The following is an 18,202-nucleotide window of genomic DNA, read 5'->3' as shown; positions in this document are numbered from 1 at the left end:
CAACCGTGACCCGCCCCGCAAACCCCAGCACCCCAAAAAAGATCCGCCCCCGAACAACAGGCCCCAACCCACCGACTCCGCTCATAACAAAAGGCTCCGGCGACAACAGAAAAACGGTCGTCACCGGAGCCACCACAACCGTCGCGGCGTCAGCCGCCCACTCGGTTCCTCAGCCCCTCGGGGCCAGCAACCCCAGATCGCGCAAGCTCTCCGCCCCCTCCACGACCGCCGTCTCCGCCGGCCGCGGACGCCACCCGAGCTCGGCGCGAGCCCGGTCGTTGTGGATGATCGGCCGCGGCAGGTCCGGGCCGTCGGCCTCGGTGGTCGGGGCGAGCGCCGCGAGGTCGCCGAGGCGGCGCCGCAGGATCGCGGCCACCTCCACGTAGCTCAGGGTCGGGCCGTCCGACACCGCCAGGTAGCGCTTGCCCGCGGCCTGCGGCGCGGCCATCGCCCGCAGGTGCAGGTCGGCCACGTCGCGTACGTCGGCCACGCCGAAGCGGGCCCGGGGCGCGATCGGCATGGTGCCGTCGAGCATGGCCTTGATCAGCTGCGTCGTGGACGCCACGGCCGTGCTGAGCGCGGGTCCGAAGATGGCCGTCGGGTTGACGGTCACCAGCTCGGTGTCGCCGCCGTCGGCCGCCATCAGGTCCCAGGCCGCGCGCTCGGCGATCGCCTTCGACTTCGGATACGGCGGCAGGCCGGGGGTGTCGGGGTCGGTCCAGTCGGCTTCGGTGAACTCCGCGCCGGGCTTGGGCGTGTAGCCGACGGCGGCGAACGACGACGTGAGCACCACCCGCCGCGCGCCGGCGTCCCGGGCCGCGCGCAGCACCCGCAGCGTGCCCTCCCGGGCCGGGACGATCAGCTCGTCCGGGTCGTCGGGCTGCTGCGTCAACGGGATCGGGGACGCCACGTGGTAGACGTCCTCGACGCCGGCCATCGCGTCCTTCCAGCACTCGTCGGCCATCAGCTCCGCGGTCACCACTTCCAGGCCGGCGTCGTCGGCACCGCCCCGGCGGACCGCCTCGCGCAGCGAGGCCTCCCGGCTCCGCGAACGCACAGTCGCCCGCACCTCTTGGCCGTCGCGCAACAACGCGGCGACCAACTGACTGCCCACGAACCCGGATCCACCGGTCACCAGAACAGGATTCCTCGTACTCACAGCACTGCCTCCAAACGCTCGATCACGGCCACCAGCCGCGCACTGCACTCGGCTTCGGCGACGGCGTCACCCCGGTCCCGGGCGTCCCACAGGGCAGCCTTCTCCCGCAGGTAGCCGAGCCGCGCCTGGTGCGCGAGGATCTCGGCCTCGACCCGCTCGGCGTGCCGCAGGAGCAGATCGCGCTGCTCCCCGGCCCGCTCGCGGCCGATCCGGCGGTTGGCCAGATACCTGCGCATCTCGTCGATGCCCAGGCCCACGGCCCGCAGACAGGTCAGGACCTCGACGGTCTCGACGTCGTCGGCGCCGTAGCGGCGGTGGCCGCTGCGCTCGTCCCGATCGATCGGTCCGACCAGCCCGACTTCCTCGTAGTAGCGGAGGGTCGGCTCGGTCAGGCCGCTTCGCCTGGAGACCTCCTGGATGGTGTAAGCCGTCATGAAGGCAGCTGAACACACTTCAAGCGCTTGAAGTCAAAGACCGGCCGCCCGAGTGGGGCGTTCGGGGGGCCGGCGGTGCCCACTTGTAGTGGGCCGGAAGTGCTCCAGCTCAGCGCGGCGGCCCCACGATCACGCTGCCGTACTCCTTGTTGACCGCCGGGTTCGGCTTCACCTCGAAGCCCTCCGGACGCGGCGTGCTCATGTCGCGGCCGATGGCCCGGAACATCCCCTCGATCCCGGCCGGGGTGTTGACCACCAGCAGGTCGGCGCTCTTGGAGGTGATGCGGTAGCCGTGCGGGTGGTTGCGCGGCAGATAGGCGACGCCGCCCTCGGCCAGCTCGTACTCCTCGTCGTCGAACCAGACCAGCGCGGTGCCCTTGATCAGCAGGAATATCTCATCTTCGCGGGTGTGCAGGTGGAAGGGCGGGGCCTCGCCCTCGGCGGCCTGGAACCGGCCCATCATCAGCTGGCCGTCGGTGGCCTGGCCGTCCAGGAGCATCGTGATGGTGCTGCCCTGAAGCCATTCGAGCTGTTGTTGCTGGTCGGGTTGTGCCAGGTAGGCCATGCTCATCGCCGGCTCCGTTCGGTGCGGGACCCCGGGGCGGGCGTCCTTGATCGCTTAAACGGAAGATATCGTCCGCTTAAGTGGGGGGTCAACAGCGGCCGTCCGGGTCGTTGAGGTGTCATGATCGGGGGCGTGACGAAGGCGGAAACCGGCGAAAAGACCAGGCAGCGCGGCCCGCGCCGGGACGCGGCCGACAACCGGGACCGGGTGCTCGCCGCGGCGGCGACCGCGGTCCGCCGCGAGGGGATCGCGGTGCCGATGGCCACCATCGCGGCCGACGCCGGGGTCGGCGTGGGCACCGTCTACCGCCACTTCCCCTCCCGCGAAGCGCTACTCAGTGCCCTGACCCACCGCTCCTTCGAGCTGGTCCTGGCGGCAGCCACCCAGGCCGCCGAGACGAACGCCGACTCCGAGGAGCCCGGGGCCGAAGCCGTCCGCCGCTTCCTGGACCGGACCGTGGAGCACGGCGGCGATCTGGTCATGCCCCTGCGCGGCGGCCCGCCGGCCCTGGACGAGCGGACCGCCGCCGTCCAAGCCGCGGTCCACGCGCAACTCAGGGCCCTGCTGCAAGCCGGGGTGCGGGACGGCAGCCTGCGCGCCGACGTCACCGCCGGCGATCTGGTGATCTTCGGGGCCCTGCTGACCGAACAACTGCCGCACGTCGCGGACTGGAACACCGCCGCCCGCCGCGTCATCGACGTCTATGTCGCCGGGCTGGCACCCACGGCGGCGCCGTTGAGGGCCGCGCCGGTGGTACCTTCACCGGCATGACTGCGGGGGCGGCGAAAACAGAGCTCAACAACGGAACACTATCCCACATACCCGGACATATCCCACCAACCGCGCACCGCGGCTGGTGGATCTTCGCGGGTCTGGTCCTGCAACTCGCCGGTGTCGGCGGGCCCGCGGCCTATGTGTGGACCAAGGCGAAGCACCAGGACGTCGGCGGGCTGATCACGGTGGCCACGGTCAAGCTCGCGTGGCACCAATCCCTGCACGCCAAGGCGGGTATCGCCATCCTCGTCGGCGGTGCGGCCGTGTTCGCGATCGGCAGCATCGCCCTGGCCCGGCCCTTCGCCAAGCACTGGCTCACCCTCTTCGTCGGCGTGCCGATCGCGGCCCTGTGCGGCGCACTCGTGCTCGGCGCGGCGGCGCTGGTCATCGCGCTGCTGGTGTTCCTGTTCCTCGGCGGCGGCGACATCGGCGGCTTCGGCGGCGGGGGTTCCGGCGGGAGTTCCGGCGGCAAGCGGAAGTCCCAGCCGGAAACCCCGCCGCAAGCGCCGGCGGGCTCATACGATCAGCCCGCTGATCAGCCCGGCGGGTTCTCCGCCTAGGGTCAAGTCAGCAGCGCACCGCCATCGACGGTGATGACGGTGCCGGTCACAAACCCGTTCTGCATCAGGTAGAGATGCGTCGCAGCGATCTGCTCCGCCTCCCCGATCGCCCCGGTCAGCGTCCGCTTCGCCATCGTCGCGAACAACGCCTCGCGCTGCTGCTCGGGCAGCGCCTCCCACATCGGCGTCCGCACGGCGCCGGCCCGCACCACGTTCACCCGGATCGGCGCCAGCTCCAGCGCGAGCCCACGCGCCAGGCCCTCGGTCGCGCCCACGCCGGCCGCCCCCAGCGCGAAGCCGGGCGCCGGGCGGACGCCGACCGTGCCGGAGGTCACCGAGATCGAGCCGTTCGGGCTCATCCGCGGCGCCGCGTGCCCGACCGCCGCGACGAAGCCCCAGAACCGCACGTCCATCCGCTGGCGTGCATCGGCCAGCGGCGTGTCGACGAGCGCCTTCGGCGCCACCGCGTCGCCGGCCGTGTAGACGAGATGGTCCAGGTTGCCGACGTGCTCGAACAGCGCCGCGACGGAGTCCTCGTCCCTGGTGTCGGTCACGACCCCGTCGGCGCCCTCGGGGATCTGCGCGAGCGCCTTGTCCAGGCGCCCCTTGTCGCTCGACGCGATCGTCACGGCCGCACCGGCGCGCGCCGCGGCCTGCGCCGTCGCCAGCCCCATGCCCGAACTGCCGCCGATGACGACGACGCGTTGCCCGGTCAAAGCCATAGTCGATGTCATGGTTCGTCCTCCTGATCAAAGGGGTCGCCGCGACGGGCGGCCCAGCACTTCGTGATGTCCCACTGAGACATCACCCTAGCGCCTGATGTCTCACTGCGCCATCACTGCTAGAATCGCACCATGCCGCGCTGGGACCCGAGAGCCGAGGACCGCCTCCGTGAATCCGCGCTGGCCCTGTTCCTGGAACGCGGCTACGAGAACGTCACGGTCACCGACATCACCGACCACGCCGGCCTGACCCGCCGCACCTTCTCCCGCTACTTCGCCGACAAGCGCGACGTCCTGTTCGCCGGCTCGGACCGGCTCCCCACGGTCATCGCCAAGGCGGTCCAGGCCACCGACCCGGCACTGACCCCGGCCGAGGCCCTGATCACCGGCCTCGCCGACACCGGCACCCTGCTGGCCAAGAACGTGCCCCGCTCCCCCGAACGCCGCCGCATCGTCGCCGGCAGCGCCGAACTCAAGGAGCGAGAGCGCACCAAACTCGCGGCCGTCGTCGACGCCGTGGCCGAAGTCCTGCGCGCCCGCGGCGCCTCCGACACCGCCGCCCGCCTGCTCGCCGACGTCGGCGTCGCGGTGTTCCAGGCGGCGTTCGCGCGCTGGACCGAGGAGCCGGACGGCGCCGACTTCCCCGTCTACGTGCGCGAGGCCGCGACCGAACTGACCACGGCCCTGGAACCGATCGCCCGGCGGACCGTCACAGAACCCTGACTTGTCATTCCCGCGGTGACATTGAGCTAAATCGCATGATCCTGATACCGCGAGGGCATATTCGCATCATGTCCTTAGCCGCCCAAGGCCGAATAATCTCGGCCAGAGCACCCTCGGGTAACGATCACGTCAAGCTCTTGTCCATATACCGAACCGGTTTGACCGTCCCTGGAATCCCGACCTATTTTCTAGACATGTCCTCGATCATCGCGACCCGCATGGCGTTCCTCGAGCGCGCCCTGCTCGCGGTGACGAACCACTGCGTCGCGGACATTCTCTGTAGCCGTTAAGCAGCACTCAACCGGTAGCAGCCGCGAGCCGGAGCCTTCACCGGCAACCGTTTCGCCGGTTCCCCTCCGCATTCGTCGCGGATCCCCCACACCAAGCGTTCCCGTCAGTGCGCGCCTTCCCCGGGCCCGCGCCGCTGCCCCACGTCTCCCCCCTCATCCGAGAGGTCTTCCCATGCGGAGAATATCCGTCGTCTCGGCTGCCCTGGCGCTGGTCCTCGCCGGGACGGCCGCGTGCTCGTCGTCGTCGGGACACTCCTCCTCCGGCGGCTCCGGCACCGCCGCCGCGTTCGATCCCAAGACCTGCCAGGGCGGCACGCTGGAGGTCCTGAACCAGGACAGCATCAGCAAGCTGGACCCGGCGCGGATCTACACCTCCGGCGGCGGCAACATCCCCTCGCTGCTGTTCCGCACCCTGACCACCCGCAACCGGGAGCCCGGGCAGGACGGCACCAAGCCGGCGCCGGACCTGGCCACCGACCTGGGCACGCCCAGCGACAACGCGCAGACCTGGACGTACCACCTCAAGGACGGCATCTTCTTCGAGGACGGCACGCCGATCACCTCGGCGGACATCAAGTACGGCATCGAGCGCTCGTTCGCCCCGGAGCTGCCCGGCGGCGCCCCGTACCTGCGGGACTGGCTGGTGAACGCGGCCAACTACCAGGGCCCTTATAAGGACCCGGACGGCATCGCCGCGATCGAGACCCCGGATCCCAAGACCATCATCTTCCACCTGCGCAAGCCCGAGGGCGACTTCCCCCTGCTGGCCACCGCCACCCAGTTCGCCCCGGTGCCCAAGGCCAAGGACACCGGCGTGGACTACGACAAGCACCCGATCTCCTCGGGCCCTTACATGGTCGCCAGCTATGAGAAGAACAAGACCCTGGACCTGGTGCGCAACCCGCACTGGTCGGCCGCCACCGACCCGCTGCGCTACGCCTGCCCGGACAAGATCGACGTCACCTCGGGCCTGGACCCGGCGGTCATCAACCAGCGCATCGCGACCGGCACCGGCCAGGACGCGAACGCCGTCACCACCGACACCACCATCGGCCCGGACCAGCTGGCGCAGCTGAACAGCAACCCGGCGCTGGCCAAGCGGGTGGCGCACGGTGAGTTCCCGGCGACCACCTACATCGCCTTCGACCCCAAGGTGAAGCCGTTCGACGACATCCGGGTCCGCGAGGCGATCTCCTACGCGATCGACCGCACCACGGCCGTCAACGCCGCCGGCGGCACCGCCGTGGCCGGCGCCTCGACCACCTTCCTGCCGCCCCAGAAGGCCCTGGGCTACCAGCCCTACGACTACTTCCCGGCCGGTCCGACGGGCAACGCGGCCAAGGCCAAGGAGCTGCTGGCCCAGGCCGGCTATCCCAACGGCCTGACGGTCACGCTGGCCCACCAGTCCGACGACGCCAACAACTTCGGCCCGAAGCTGGCCACCGCGGTCCAGGACGCGCTCAAGGCCGCCGGCATCACCGTGAACCTGGACCCGATCGACGACAACAGCTACACCGACGTGACCGGCAAGCCCAGCACCGAGCCCGGCATGTCACTCCAGTACTGGGGCGCCGACTGGCCCTCCGGCGCGCCGTTCCTGATCCCGATCTTCGACGGCCGGGAGATCATCACCAGCGGCGGCAACTTCAACCTGGCGCAGTTGAACGACCCGAGCGTGAACGCCGAGATCGACGCGATCAACGCCATCACCGACCCGGCCCAGGCCCAGGCCCGCTGGGGCGCGCTGGACGCCAAGCTCGGGCAGCAGGCGCTGACCGTGCCGCTGTTCTACGAGAAGGACGTCTCGCTGTTCGGCAAGAACGTCAAGGACGCGGTGCCGGACGGCTGGCGCGGCCAGTACGACCTGGCCCGGGTCTCGGTCAAGTAGGGCCGCGGCGTTGACGCTCACCGTCGAGGCGCTGTCGGGTCCCCAGCCGGGACCCGACCCGTCCTCGCCCCCACACGCGCGCGGCGCCACCTGGCGCCGGCTGCGCCAGGACAAGGCCGCCGCGACCGGCATGGTCATCATCACCTTGATGGTGCTGGTCGCGGTCTTCGCCCCGCTGCTGACCGCGCTGGAGGGCCAGGACACGACCACTCAGCACCCTGAGTTGGTCGACTCGGCCTCCGGCGGCACCCCGCTGGGCTCGCTCGGCGGCGTCAGCGCCGGCCACTGGCTCGGGGTCGAGCCGCAGACCGGCCGCGACCTGTTCGCCCGGCTCGTCTACGGCGCCCGGATCTCCCTGGGCGTCGCGCTCGGCGCCACGGCGCTCCAGGTCCTGATCGGCGTGTCCGTCGGCATCGCCGCCGGGCTCGGCGGGCGGTTCCTCGACTCCGCCCTGAGCCGGCTGACCGACCTGACGCTGGCCTTCCCCTCGGTGCTGTTCGCGATCGGGCTGATGGCGATCGTGCCGGGCTCGGTCCCGCGGCCGCTGGTGCTGGCCGTGGTCATCGCGCTGCTCGGCTGGGGCGCCACGGCCCGGCTGGCGCGCGGCCAGACGCTGTCCCTGCGCACCCGGGACTACGTGGCCGCGGCCAAGCTCTCCGGCGCGCCGCCGCTGCGCGTGGCCCGCCGCGAGATCCTGCCCGGCCTGGTGACCCCGGTCATCACCTACGCCGCGCTCCTGGTGCCGGCCAACATGATCGCCGAGGCCGGGCTGTCGTTCCTGGGCGTCGGGGTACGGCCGCCGACGCCGTCCTGGGGCCAGATGCTGTCCGCCGGCACCACCTGGTTCCGGCCGGACGTGATGTATGTGCTGGTCCCCGGCGGCGCGCTGTTCCTGACGCTGCTGGCGTTCACCCTGCTCGCCGACGGCGTGCGGCGGACGCTGGACCCGCGGAACACCGAGGTGGCCGCGTGATCGGCTACCTGATCCGCCGGGTGATCGGCGCGGCCGTGGTGCTGCTGGCACTGTCGGCGATCGTCTACGGGCTCTTCTACGCCGGCCCCTCCGACCCGGCGCTGCTGGCGTGCGGCAAGGGCTGCACGCCGGACCGGCTCGCGGTCGTGAAGTCCTCGATGGGCCTGGACAAGCCGCTGGTGGACCAGTACCTGTCGTTCCTGCACGCGATCTTCTTCGGGCACGACTACTCCTCGGGTCCGTCGGTGCGGCACTGCCCGGCGCCGTGCCTGGGCTACTCCTTCGAGACCGACCAGCCGGTGACCACCATCCTGGGCAGCACGCTGCCGGTCTCGGCGTCCCTGGCGCTCGGCGCGATGGCGCTGTCGCTGCTGCTGGGCATCGGCGCCGGGCTGGTGACGGTGCTCAGCCGCCGACGCTGGCTGGACCGCGGGCTCAACGTGGTGGTGCTGGTCGGCTACGCCATGCCGGTGTTCCTGGTCGCGCTGATACTGCTCATCGTGTTCTGCTCCGACTTGCAGTGGCTGCCGTTCCCGACCTACGTGCCGCTGACCCAGGACCCGGCCGGCTGGGCCCAGAACCTGCTGCTGCCGTGGATCGCGCTGGCCCTGGTCCAGGCCGCGGCGTACGCGCGGATGACGCGGGCCCAGATGCTGGAAACGCTCAGCGAGGACCACGTCCGCACCGCGCGCGCCTACGGCCTGAGCCAGCGCCGGATCATCACCGGGCACGTGCTGCGCGGGGCGCTGACCCCGCTGGTGACGATGGCCGCGATCGACCTGGCCGGGATCATGACCTCGGCGGTGCTCACCGAGACCATGTTCGGCCTGCCGGGCATCGGCCAGGCGCTGGTGCAGGCGGTCGGGAGCACCGACCTGCCGGTGATCGTCGGCGTGACGCTGACCGCCGGCGCGGTCTATGTGCTGGCCAACGCGCTGGCCGACATTCTGTATGCGGCTATTGATCCTCGAGTGGAGCTGGCATGAGCGCGATATCGGATACCGGTGCGGAGCCCGGGGCGGGCGCGGAGCCCGGGGCGAGCGCCGGGTCCGGCGCGGTGCTCGAAGTCAAGGGCCTGAGCATCGACTTCCCGATCCGCGGCGGCTCGGTGGTGCACGCGGTCCGCGACCTGAGCTTCGCGGTCTCGGCGGGCTCGGCACTGGGCATCGTCGGCCAGTCCGGCTCGGGCAAGAGCGCCACCGCGCTGTCCCTGCTGGGCCTGCACCGTGGCACGTCCGCGCGGGTGTCGGGCCAGGTGCTGGTGGACGGCGTGGACCTGGTCACCGCCCCGGAGGCCGCGGTGCGCCGGCTGCGCGCGTCACAGATCGCGATGGTGTTCCAGGACCCGCTGACCGCGCTGGACCCCTTCCACACCATCGGCGATCAGATCTCCGAGGTGTACCGGGTCCACACGAAGGCCTCGCGGGCGCAAGCGCGGGCGCGCGCGATCGAGGTGCTGGAGCAGGTGCGCATCCCCGACGCCGCGCGCCGCTACCGGGCCCACCCGCATGAGTTCTCCGGCGGCATGCGCCAGCGCGCGCTGATCGCCATGGCGCTGGCCTGCCGGCCGCGGGTGCTGGTCGCGGACGAGCCGACGACGGCCCTGGACGTGACGGTCCAGGCGCAGATCCTGGACCTGCTCGACGAGGTACGGGCCGAGACCGGCATGGCCCTGGTGCTGATCAGCCACGACCTCGGCGTGGTGGCCGGGACCGCGGACGACGTGGTGGTGATGCACGAGGGCTCGGCGGTCGAGGCGGGTTCGGCCGAGCAGGTCTTGCTGGCACCGCGGGAGCCTTATACGCAGGGGCTGCTGGCGGCGATGCCTCGGCTGGATTCGCCTTTGGTGCAACGAGAAGCGACTACCGACGGCTCTTCTGCCGAGCCTGAGGTGCTGGCCCACATCGAAGCCGTCACCAAGCACTACCGCCGCGGCGGCCTGCTCGCCCGCCGCACCGAACCCGTCCGCGCGGTGGACGGCGTCACCCTCGACCTGCGCGCCGGCGAGACCCTCGGCCTGGTCGGCGAGAGCGGCAGCGGCAAGACCACCCTCGCGCGCATGCTCGTGCGGCTCCTGGAACCGTCGGCGGGCCGGGTCGTCTTCGCCGGAACCGACATCTCCGCACTCCCCGAGCGCCGGCTCCGACCCCTGCGCCACGACCTCCAGATGGTCTTCCAGGACCCGCTCTCGTCCCTGAACCCCCGGCGCTCGGTCGGCGAGACCATCGCCGACCCGCTGCGGATCGCCGGCGGGTTGACGGACGCTGAGATCCGCACCACCGTCCACGGCCTCATGACCGAAGTCGGCCTCGACCCCGACTCCTACGACCGGTTCCCGCACGAGTTCTCCGGCGGCATGCGCCAACGCGTCGGCATCGCCCGCGCCCTGGCCCCGCGCCCGAAGCTGCTGGTCTGCGACGAGCCGGTCGCCTCGCTCGACGTCTCGACCCAGGCCGTGATCCTGAACCTGCTCCGCGACGTCCAGGAGGAGTACGGACTCACCGTCGTGTTCGTGGCGCACGACCTGGCCGTCGTCCGGCAGGTCGCCGACCGCGTGGCGGTGATGCGGGCCGGGAAGATCGTCGAGCTCGCCGACACCGCGACGCTCTTCGACGCCCCGCGGCACGAGTACACGCGCACGCTGCTCAACGCGGTGCCGATCGTCGACCCGGTCGCCGCCCGCACGCAGCGGGCCCGACGCCGGGAGGCGCTGGCGGCGGCGGTCTGAGGGGCGGCCGGCTGAGGGTCGGCGGTCTGAGGGGCGGCCGGCTGAGAGATCCAGGGCGGTCGGGCGGATCGCGAGATCCTATTCGGTTCTATTCCGTGCTATTCGGTGCTATTCGGTGCTATTCATTCAGCAGCCTGCTGCGAGCGGGCTACGGGCTCGGGCCGCCGCCGCAACCGCCACCCGGCGTAAGCCAGCGCCCCCAACACGATCGGCAGCGCGTATGTCAGCCCCCTGGCCAGGAACACGGCGGCGGTGACCTGCGCCTTCCCCGCCGTGTCGAGCCCGGCCGCCAGGTAGCCCGCCAGCCCCCACTCGATCACGCCGACCCCGCCCGGCGTCACCGGCAGCACGGCCAGCACCCGGGCCAGCGCGTACCCGGCCAGGCACCGGCTCCACGGCACCTCCGACTGCGGCACCCCGCAGGCCAGCAGGCTGGTCTGGAACACCAGGAGCCAGCCCAGGTCGTTGCCGATGGTGGCCAGCGTGAGCCGCCGGCTGCGGGCGCGGAGCAGGTCCACGGCGTCGTTCCGGAACCGCACCACGGCCGCGGCGATCGTGGTCGGCGCGGTGCGGCGCAGGACCCGGAAGAGCCGGTCGGCCCACCGCTGCGCGCCCCGTCCGACCGCGTCGGCCGCCCGCTCGTCGCGCAGCGACCGGCGCACCAGCACCGCGCTGACGACGAACACGGCCGCGCAGACCAGCGCGCCCAGACACAGCGTGGCGACGGCGCCGGTCCCGGCGGTCAGCCGACCGGTCGCGGCCAACACCAGCACCACGACGGCGGGCGTGGCCAACTTGGCCAGCGTGCTCCACAGCCCGGTGACCCCGGTGTAGACGGCGAACGAGCGCTTGCTCAGCCCCCAACTCGACAGCATCCGCCAACTTACCCCGACCGACACCGCGCCGCCGGCCGGGACCGTGTTGGCCACGGCCGTCGAGGCCAGGTTCACCGCGGCGGCTCGCCGCAATGGCAGCCCCGGAATCGCCGCCGCGATGAACAGCCAGTTCAGGAGCAGGTTCACCGCGGCCGCCGCCAGGACCAGGATCGCCCACCCGGAAGTCAGGTCACGAAAAGTCCCCAGCACTCCGTGGTAGGAAGCCAGCTTCGGCAGCCCGTACCCGAACGCCGCGACGCACACCGCCACCGGCATCAGGATCGCGACGGCCCGCCGCCCCCGGACACCGAGCTTGCAGCCGCCAGGTTTTCCGGCACGCCTTCCGACACCGAAACCGCCGTCACCAAGCTTGCCCACCACGACCCCCTCCGCCCGGATCCGAGCGCCCCTATACCGAGGAGGCTAACTGGTCACGCATATCTATGCGTCGATACTCCGCCCGGCCACAGCGAACGAACACAAAGCCCTTACGCGCCGGCCACCCGCACGTCGTCCAGTTGCTCAGTGTCCAGTTGCTCAGTGTCCAGCCGCTCAGCGTCCAGCCGTGCAGCGTCCAGCCGTGCGTTGTGCACCCGCAGCCGGACCGCGACCGCCGCCATCAAGGGCACCGCGACGCCCAGCGCCTCGGCCGAGGCCACCAGGTCGCCGAAGATCTGCTCGGCCTCGACCGGCAGCCCGGCGCTCAGGTCGCGGAACAGCGAGGACGTGCCGTCGTTCCCGGCCGTCGTCAGCATGCCGCGAACAAGTTCGAGCTCCTTCTCCGACACCGGATGCCCGGCCGCCGCCGCGACCGACGCGCCCTCCGCGAGCACCGCCAAGGCCAGGGCCTGGCCGCCGGCGACCGCCGCCACCTCGGCGACGCTCCCGTCGCCGAGCACGCACACCGCACCGAGCGTGGCGATGAACGTCCACTTCGCCCACATGCCCGACAGGATCCGCTCGGACAGCGCGGTGTCGAACCCGGCGTCGGACAGCGCGGCGTGCACCGCCGAGACCCGCTCGTCGACGCTGCCGTCCCGCCGGCCGTAGACGAGCCGGTGCATGCCGTCCAGGCGCAGGATGTCGCCCTCGGCATCGATCGTGGTCATGACGTAGGCGATGCCGCCGAGCACGGCGGCCTCGCCGAACCGCTCGACCAGCACATCGATCTGCCGCATACCGTTGAGCACCGGAACGATCAGGGTGTCCGGGCCGACGGCGGGCGCCATGTCCGCCACCGCTCCGAGCAGCCCGGACTCCTTCACCGTGAACAGCACCAGGTCATAGGGGCCCGTTAGGGCATCGGCGGTGACCAGCTTGGGCTCCAGCACCGTCTGCTCGCCGAGCCCGACGATGCGCAGGCCGCGCTCGCGCAGCTTTCGGGCCCGGCCCGGGCGGACCAGGAACGTCACGTCCCGCCCGGCCTGAGCCAGCCGCCCGCCGAAATACCCGCCGGTGGCCCCGGCTCCGACGACGAGAATCCGCATGCCGCACTCCTCCTGAAGGAAACTTGTCCTGCAACGCCGAACGAGCCTGGGCACGCGATCATCCCCGACACGCCGAAGCCGCCATCCATTCGGCGCAACGGATGCGGCATTCGTCGGTGCGGATCGCGACCCTGGACGTCATGAAGGTTCTCATTAGACCCCGCAGGGCCGCACGCCTGGCGTTCAACTGCGCCATTGTCGTTTCGCTGGTCCCACTGACCGCCGTCAGCGCGGCGGCCGCCGTCGCCGCCCCGGCGTCACCTACCGCCGCGGTTCGTCACGCCCTGCCCACCGAGCTCTGCGACGGTCACAAGTGGTCGCTGTTCGGGTGCCGTCCAGATCATCATAGGATCCATCAACCGGACGTCGGCGGGTTAGCGTCGGATGACTAGCTGACGTGTGCGGGTCAAGCTGTGCAGGCCAAGCTGTGCAGGTCAAGGTCTAGCTGTGCGGGCCAATCTGTACAGATCAGGCCTCGTGGTCGGGGCGGCGGCGGGCCGCCAGGACGGTGCCGATACCGGCCAGCAGGGCGGTCAACGCGGTGACCGCGCCGAGGGCCGCCGACAGCGGGACGCCGGTGTCGGGCAGGCTGCGCGCCTTCTTGCCGGTCTTGTGGAACGGCTGGCTGGATGGCTGCCGCTTGGCGACCTTCGTGGTCTTCGTGTGGGGCGCCGCCGGGTGCTGTGTCGTCGCAGCATGCTGCACTGCGGCGACGGCCGCTGGAGCCGCGGAGGCCGGGGCCGCCTGGACCAGGCCGCGCTGCTGCGGCGCGGGCACCGCACCCGCCGACGCGCCGGGCACCGGGAAGCCGACCGTACCGGCGGCGAGGTCGAAGCGGATCGGCCCCTGGGCGAACGCCGGAAGCCCGATCAGGGTGCCGGAGGTGTCGGTCGAGGGCGCGTCGGCCACGGTGACGCCGGTCCCGGCGCCGGTGCTGTAGGTGGCAGACCAGCGGGCCGCCGGGACGCCGACGGTCAGGGAACGCCCGGCGGGCCAGGTCGCGGCCGGGGCGCCGGGCACGTTGAGCGCGAACTCGGGGGTGCCGGAGTCGAACATCGCCGGGCCGCAGGTCTTCGCCAGGCCGGTGCCCTCGACGCAGGTCTGGACGGCGCGCGGGTTCCAGGACGGCGGCTTCGCCGGGTTCGCCGCGCTCGCCGGGCGGGAGCGCTTGTGGTTGAGCGGGGGCGTCCGGGGCAGCTGCGCCAGGCCGTAGCCGGCGGCGGGCACGTTCAGCAGGATCTCGCCGCTGACCTGCGCCGGGTCGTACCGCACCGCGAACTGCCGCCCGATGTGGTTCCCAGCCGGGTCCTGCACCCCCCACAGCGGGTTGACCAGGCCGGAGATCTCCTCGGGGCTGACCCCCATGATCCCGTCGAGCACTCCCCCGAACATCGCGGGCTTGACCCCGTGCGCGGCCGGGCAGTCCGGCTTGTCGGCGAAGCAGTCAGTGGAGCGGACCAGCTCGATCGGCAGCGGACCGGTGTGGTAACCGGCCAGGACCACGTCGGCGTTCGCCTGGTCGCCGTGCAGCTGGATGCCGCTGCCGTAGCCGTAAGCGCGCGCCGCCCCGGTGACCGCCACCGCGCTGGACGGGATCTTGTCGGCCACCACGCGGATGCCGGTGGAGCCGGTGTCCAGCAGCAACAGCAGCTGCACCCCGCCGATCTCGACGGTCACCACCGGCCGCGGCGCCGTGTCCGGATCGGCGACCGAGAAGGGGATGGACCCGGCCGGGACCGCCCCCTCGGCGGCCTTTGGCGCGGCGAAGGCGGCCGGGCGCTGGGCCGGATGCCCGCCTGGACGCGCGGCCGGGTGAGCCGCGGGCGCGGTCGCCGCCGCGACGCCCGCCGGTAACGCCACGAACGCCCCGCCGACCAGCCCGATCGCCGCCGCCGTTGCCGAGAACCGTGTGGCCAAGGTCAGATCCATCCGCCCGAGATTGCCGAAGTCGGGCCCCACTTTGGGCGATCAGTGCCCTCAGACACGAATCGCTTGCGCTGAACGGATGAACGGATGGCCGATTCCGCTCGCGCCCGCCCGCGCGAGGTGGAAACGTGGCCGGCGGGGGCAAGCGCAGCACCGGCGAGGAGGCCGTCCCGTGAAGCCGACCGAAGCCGTCATCAGCGCCCCGTGCTGGGTCGAGCTGGGCACCTCCGACGTGCCGAGATCCAGCCAGTTCTACGGCTCCCTGCTCGGCTGGACCTTCACGACCGACCCGCGCGCCGAAGCCGGCGGCTACACCACCGCCGCCCTGGACGACGCCCCGACAGCAGCCCTGTCACCCCTCTACGCCCCGGGCCAACCGGTGGCGTGGACCGTCTCCTTCGCCGTCCTGGACAGCGACGACGTCGCGGCGCGCGCCGCCGACGAGGGCGGCACCGTGGTCATGGCGCCCATGGACATCTTCGACAGCGGCCGCTTCTCAGTCCTGCGCGACCCCACCGGCGCCATGTTCAGCATCTGGCAGCCCCGCGCCTTCCACGGCTTCGGCCGGTGGGACGAGCCCGGCGCGGCGTGCTGGGTGGAACTGGCCACCCGCGACGTCCCCACAGCGACCGCCTTCTACCAGTCCCTGTTCGGCTGGTCCATCAGCGCCGACCCCTACCCGCACCTGAGCATCGGCGACCACCACTTCGGCGGCATCCAGGACATGAACGCCGGCGGCACCCCCGAGAACACACCCGCGCACTGGCTGCCGTACTTCCGCGCGGAGGATGCCGCTGCCAAGGCCCAACACGCGGCCGAACTCGGAGCCCAGACTCTGACCGAGCCCTTTCATCTGCCCGGCACCGGGCACTTCGCGACGCTGCGCGACCCGCAGGGGGCGGTTTTCGCGCTGTTCCAGGGGGACGATGAAGAGGTTGCGGCGGCTTAGAAGCCTTCTACGACGCAAGCGCCAAGATCCACCACACGCCGCCCAATGACACCACCCGCGCTGTCAAGGCTGGAGCCCAGGACCGGTCCCGAGCATGGCTACCTAGACTCCGGCACGCGTTGCGTCAACGCGCCGTCTGAATAAGGAAGTCCGATGGACAGGATTCTGCGTCATAGCAAGCCCAGGTTCACGTCCAACGTGCGCGGCGCCTACGTGTGGCCGCGGGTAGCGGCGGCGATAACCGCCGGATGCTCCTCAGCAGGCACCATAGGCATCACCAACAGCTCGGGTGGACTGTCAGCACCCGGCGTACCCGCTTCATCCTCCACCGCGTCATCCTCCACCGCATCGTCCTCCGGCGCCGCGTCATCCTCCGACGCTGACTCATCCTCCGACGCTGACTCGCCCGCACCAGGCATGGTCGACCTGACCATAGCCGTCGGCGGCTATAGCACGGCACTAGGCGGCTCGGTGGTCGTCACCGATCTGACGCACGGTGGTGATCCCCGCTCCACCGGCTTCTCCGAAGGAGATACAGCGGTGCTGTGGGTCAAACCGGGAACTTTTCGGATTTCCGCCGACCTGCAAGCTGGCGCCACCTCCCTGACTTGTGCCACTCAGCAGGTCGACGTGCCAGGTGGCGTCGGAGGATGGACTGTCACTCTTCAATGCAGCCCTACGACCAGCTGAGTCCTTAGGCGGCGCCTATCGAACCGCTCAGCGTCCGTAAGCCTCGAAGAACATGTCGACGCTGCCGCTGATCTCCTCCAGATCGCCGGCCGTTCGAGCCTTGAGCGCCGACCGCAAGGACGCGACAGCTCGCCGCACCTCATCCGAGTCCGCCGCCAGCGCCTCGTCCGCCGCGACCTCCGTCAGCATCTCGGCGAAGACGTGCGGCTCGCAGGTACTCGCGCTCTGCTCGATGAGCTCTACGGCCGCCGCCTGATCGGCCCGATACAGCAGGTCGAAGGCGAATCCGCGCAGGAACACGTCGCCGATGTCGTCCTGGAGGACCCTCAACGCCACCCGCGCGCCGGTGCCCGGATCCAGGCTCACCAGCTCGATGAGCGCCTCGGAGGCCTGGTCGTAGTCATCCGGGAACTCGACCTGCCGGACCAGATCGTCGATATCCGATGCCACGTCGATCCCTACTCCCCATCGATGACGTTTCCCTCAATGTTATTCCCGCACCAGCGGCGACCTGCTGAGGATCACGATCCCGGCGACCGCGAGCATCCCGGCCGCGACTTGCCCGACCAAGGCCCACGACGTCGCCAACGGCTCCTCGAACACCACGGCCCCCATCACCACCGACCCCACCGGCTCGACGGTGTCGATGATCGGCAGGCTGACCGCCAGCGATCCGGCCTGGTACGCGCTCTGCACCAGGATCAGCCCGGTGCACCCGACGACGATCAGCGCGTAGGGCTCCCAGTGCCCCAACGCCCCCAGCCCATCGTGACGGAACAGATCCGCCACACTCTTCGTCACCGCGTCGAGCAGCGCCAACAACGCCCCGGCCGCCGCCGCGTACAACGCCGTCCGCACATTGCCGGACATCCGAATCCCCACCGCGAGCAAGCCGGCCACCACCGCCGCGACCCCGATCAGCGCCGGCACCCAATCCGCCAACCCCGGCAGCCCGGCCCCGGCCGTGGACGGCAGCGCCACCAGGAACGCGGCCATCCCACCAGCCGTACAAGCCGCCCCCACCACCTCGGCCCGATTCAGCCGTTGACCCCGCCGCCACGCCAGCAACGGCAGCGCGAACAACAAGTCGGTCGAAGCCAGCGGCATCACCAGCACCAACGGCCCGAACGCCAGCGCCACCCCCTGAATCCCGAACGAGGCGACGTCAAGCGCGGCCCCCGCGACCCACGCCGGGCGACGCACCAGCGAGAGGAACAACCCCGGCCGCAAAGACTCCGACGCCGGCACATCCGAAGCGGCAGCCTGCTGAATCACAGCCGCGACGGCAAAGGCCACGGCGGCCAGGAGCGCAGCCGTCACCGACACCGCAATAGACATATGTCACAGCATGGCGGTTGCCCCCGCGACGCCGATACAGGACACGCCCTGGCTCAGGGTGCAGCCTGACCAGCGACAGCCAGAATCCAATACCGATAGACATATCTATCCGCAGGCGCTC

18 protein-coding genes are annotated in these 18,202 nt (G+C 71.2%); 9 read left to right on the top strand and 9 right to left on the bottom strand.

Annotated features, from left to right (window positions below; translation table 11 throughout):
• Positions 1 to 169 precede the first annotated feature (169 nt).
• The 3 genes from IZR01_RS04725 to IZR01_RS04715 all read right to left on the bottom strand — a co-directional run bounded on the left by IZR01_RS04725 (position 170) and on the right by IZR01_RS04715 (position 2,164).
• Complete coding sequence (locus tag IZR01_RS04725; protein ID WP_228558924.1) at positions 170 to 1,138, bottom strand: NAD-dependent epimerase/dehydratase family protein; 969 nt, start codon at positions 1,136 to 1,138, stop codon at positions 170 to 172.
• Positions 1,139 to 1,155: 17 nt separating this feature from the next.
• Positions 1,156 to 1,593 (bottom strand): MerR family transcriptional regulator, encoded by a 438-nt coding sequence (locus IZR01_RS04720; protein ID WP_194898548.1) that lies wholly within the window; start codon positions 1,591 to 1,593, stop codon positions 1,156 to 1,158.
• Positions 1,594 to 1,702: 109 nt separating this feature from the next.
• Positions 1,703 to 2,164: a cupin domain-containing protein gene (locus tag IZR01_RS04715; RefSeq protein WP_194898547.1), complete on the bottom strand. Its 462-nt coding sequence runs from the start codon at positions 2,162 to 2,164 to the stop codon at positions 1,703 to 1,705.
• 126 nt (positions 2,165 to 2,290) lie between these two features.
• Between IZR01_RS04715 and IZR01_RS04710 the strand changes: the two genes are divergently transcribed.
• Entirely contained in the window at positions 2,291 to 2,929 is a 639-nt protein-coding gene (locus IZR01_RS04710; RefSeq protein ID WP_323746911.1) for a TetR/AcrR family transcriptional regulator, read from the top strand.
• Positions 2,926 to 3,492, top strand: a complete 567-nt coding sequence (locus IZR01_RS04705) for a hypothetical protein (protein WP_194923014.1) — start codon at positions 2,926 to 2,928, stop codon at positions 3,490 to 3,492. Before IZR01_RS04710 ends, IZR01_RS04705 begins: the two co-directional genes overlap by 4 nt.
• A 2-nt stretch (positions 3,493 to 3,494) precedes the next feature.
• Here the strand turns inward: IZR01_RS04705 and IZR01_RS04700 are convergent, their stop codons facing one another.
• On the bottom strand, positions 3,495 to 4,226 hold the full coding sequence (locus tag IZR01_RS04700; RefSeq protein WP_228558914.1) for an SDR family oxidoreductase: 732 nt from the start codon (positions 4,224 to 4,226) through the stop codon (positions 3,495 to 3,497).
• 120 nt (positions 4,227 to 4,346) lie between these two features.
• Here IZR01_RS04700 and IZR01_RS04695 point away from each other — a divergent pair, with 120 nt between their 5' ends.
• The 6 genes from IZR01_RS04695 to IZR01_RS04675 all read left to right on the top strand — a co-directional run bounded on the left by IZR01_RS04695 (position 4,347) and on the right by IZR01_RS04675 (position 10,816).
• Positions 4,347 to 4,937 (top strand): TetR/AcrR family transcriptional regulator, encoded by a 591-nt coding sequence (locus IZR01_RS04695; RefSeq protein WP_194898544.1) that lies wholly within the window; start codon positions 4,347 to 4,349, stop codon positions 4,935 to 4,937.
• 194 nt (positions 4,938 to 5,131) lie between these two features.
• Entirely contained in the window at positions 5,132 to 5,227 is a 96-nt protein-coding gene (locus tag IZR01_RS52985) for an Ms4533A family Cys-rich leader peptide (protein WP_323746664.1), read from the top strand.
• Positions 5,228 to 5,399: 172 nt separating this feature from the next.
• Positions 5,400 to 7,115 carry an ABC transporter substrate-binding protein gene (locus IZR01_RS04690; RefSeq protein WP_194898543.1) on the top strand — a complete coding sequence of 572 codons (1,716 nt, stop codon included), beginning with the start codon at positions 5,400 to 5,402 and terminating at the stop codon, positions 7,113 to 7,115.
• 10 nt (positions 7,116 to 7,125) lie between these two features.
• The gene (locus tag IZR01_RS04685; RefSeq protein ID WP_228558913.1) at positions 7,126 to 8,088 is read left to right on the top strand and encodes an ABC transporter permease; all 963 of its coding nucleotides are present in this window, start codon (positions 7,126 to 7,128) and stop codon (positions 8,086 to 8,088) included.
• Positions 8,085 to 9,074 carry an ABC transporter permease gene (locus IZR01_RS04680; protein WP_194923013.1) on the top strand — a complete coding sequence of 330 codons (990 nt, stop codon included), beginning with the start codon at positions 8,085 to 8,087 and terminating at the stop codon, positions 9,072 to 9,074. The genes IZR01_RS04685 and IZR01_RS04680 overlap by 4 nt, the downstream gene beginning before the upstream one ends.
• Positions 9,071 to 10,816, top strand: a complete 1,746-nt coding sequence (locus IZR01_RS04675) for an ABC transporter ATP-binding protein (protein ID WP_194923012.1) — start codon at positions 9,071 to 9,073, stop codon at positions 10,814 to 10,816. Before IZR01_RS04680 ends, IZR01_RS04675 begins: the two co-directional genes overlap by 4 nt.
• A 122-nt stretch (positions 10,817 to 10,938) precedes the next feature.
• Here IZR01_RS04675 and IZR01_RS04670 read toward each other — a convergent pair whose 3' ends face one another.
• From IZR01_RS04670 to IZR01_RS04660, 3 genes are all read right to left on the bottom strand, one after another.
• Positions 10,939 to 12,072: a lysylphosphatidylglycerol synthase transmembrane domain-containing protein gene (locus IZR01_RS04670; RefSeq protein ID WP_194923011.1), complete on the bottom strand. Its 1,134-nt coding sequence runs from the start codon at positions 12,070 to 12,072 to the stop codon at positions 10,939 to 10,941.
• A gap of 107 nt (positions 12,073 to 12,179) precedes the next feature.
• Positions 12,180 to 13,178, bottom strand: a complete 999-nt coding sequence (locus IZR01_RS04665; RefSeq protein ID WP_194923010.1) for a ketopantoate reductase family protein — start codon at positions 13,176 to 13,178, stop codon at positions 12,180 to 12,182.
• A 468-nt stretch (positions 13,179 to 13,646) separates the two neighbouring features.
• Positions 13,647 to 15,107, bottom strand: a complete 1,461-nt coding sequence (locus tag IZR01_RS04660) for a DUF3443 family protein (RefSeq protein WP_194923009.1) — start codon at positions 15,105 to 15,107, stop codon at positions 13,647 to 13,649.
• Between the two features lie 169 nt (positions 15,108 to 15,276).
• On the opposite strand from IZR01_RS04660, the gene IZR01_RS04655 reads away from it, so the two are divergent.
• The gene (locus tag IZR01_RS04655; RefSeq protein ID WP_194923008.1) at positions 15,277 to 16,053 is read left to right on the top strand and encodes a VOC family protein; all 777 of its coding nucleotides are present in this window, start codon (positions 15,277 to 15,279) and stop codon (positions 16,051 to 16,053) included.
• Between the two features lie 717 nt (positions 16,054 to 16,770).
• On the opposite strand, the gene IZR01_RS04650 is transcribed toward IZR01_RS04655, so the two are convergent.
• Positions 16,771 to 17,193: a hypothetical protein gene (locus IZR01_RS04650; RefSeq protein WP_194923007.1), complete on the bottom strand. Its 423-nt coding sequence runs from the start codon at positions 17,191 to 17,193 to the stop codon at positions 16,771 to 16,773.
• Between the two features lie 39 nt (positions 17,194 to 17,232).
• Entirely contained in the window at positions 17,233 to 18,081 is an 849-nt protein-coding gene (locus IZR01_RS04645; RefSeq protein ID WP_194923006.1) for a DMT family transporter, read from the bottom strand.
• Between the last annotated feature and the right edge of the window lie 121 nt (positions 18,082 to 18,202).

Source organism: Catenulispora pinisilvae (assembly GCF_015356865.1).
Taxonomy (GTDB): domain Bacteria; phylum Actinomycetota; class Actinomycetes; order Streptomycetales; family Catenulisporaceae; genus Catenulispora; species Catenulispora pinisilvae.
Note: the sequence above shows the minus strand (reverse complement) of the source record. Positions and strands in the feature narration are given on the sequence as shown.

Bases quoted from the DNA above. Each gene is read 5' to 3' on its own strand.
- IZR01_RS04720 (WP_194898548.1), bottom strand. From the start codon at position 1,593: ATGACGGCTTACACCATCCAGGAGGTCTCCAGGCGAAGCGGCCTGACC.
- IZR01_RS04715 (WP_194898547.1), bottom strand. From the start codon at position 2,164: ATGAGCATGGCCTACCTGGCACAACCCGACCAGCAACAACAGCTCGAA.
- IZR01_RS04705 (WP_194923014.1), top strand. From the start codon at position 2,926: ATGACTGCGGGGGCGGCGAAAACAGAGCTCAACAACGGAACACTATCC.
- IZR01_RS04700 (WP_228558914.1), bottom strand. From the start codon at position 4,226: ATGACATCGACTATGGCTTTGACCGGGCAACGCGTCGTCGTCATCGGC.
- IZR01_RS04695 (WP_194898544.1), top strand. From the start codon at position 4,347: ATGCCGCGCTGGGACCCGAGAGCCGAGGACCGCCTCCGTGAATCCGCG.
- IZR01_RS52985 (WP_323746664.1), top strand. From the start codon at position 5,132: ATGTCCTCGATCATCGCGACCCGCATGGCGTTCCTCGAGCGCGCCCTG.
- IZR01_RS04690 (WP_194898543.1), top strand. From the start codon at position 5,400: ATGCGGAGAATATCCGTCGTCTCGGCTGCCCTGGCGCTGGTCCTCGCC.
- IZR01_RS04675 (WP_194923012.1), top strand. From the start codon at position 9,071: ATGAGCGCGATATCGGATACCGGTGCGGAGCCCGGGGCGGGCGCGGAG.
- IZR01_RS04665 (WP_194923010.1), bottom strand. From the start codon at position 13,178: ATGCGGATTCTCGTCGTCGGAGCCGGGGCCACCGGCGGGTATTTCGGC.
- IZR01_RS04660 (WP_194923009.1), bottom strand. From the start codon at position 15,107: ATGGATCTGACCTTGGCCACACGGTTCTCGGCAACGGCGGCGGCGATC.
- IZR01_RS04645 (WP_194923006.1), bottom strand. From the start codon at position 18,081: ATGTCTATTGCGGTGTCGGTGACGGCTGCGCTCCTGGCCGCCGTGGCC.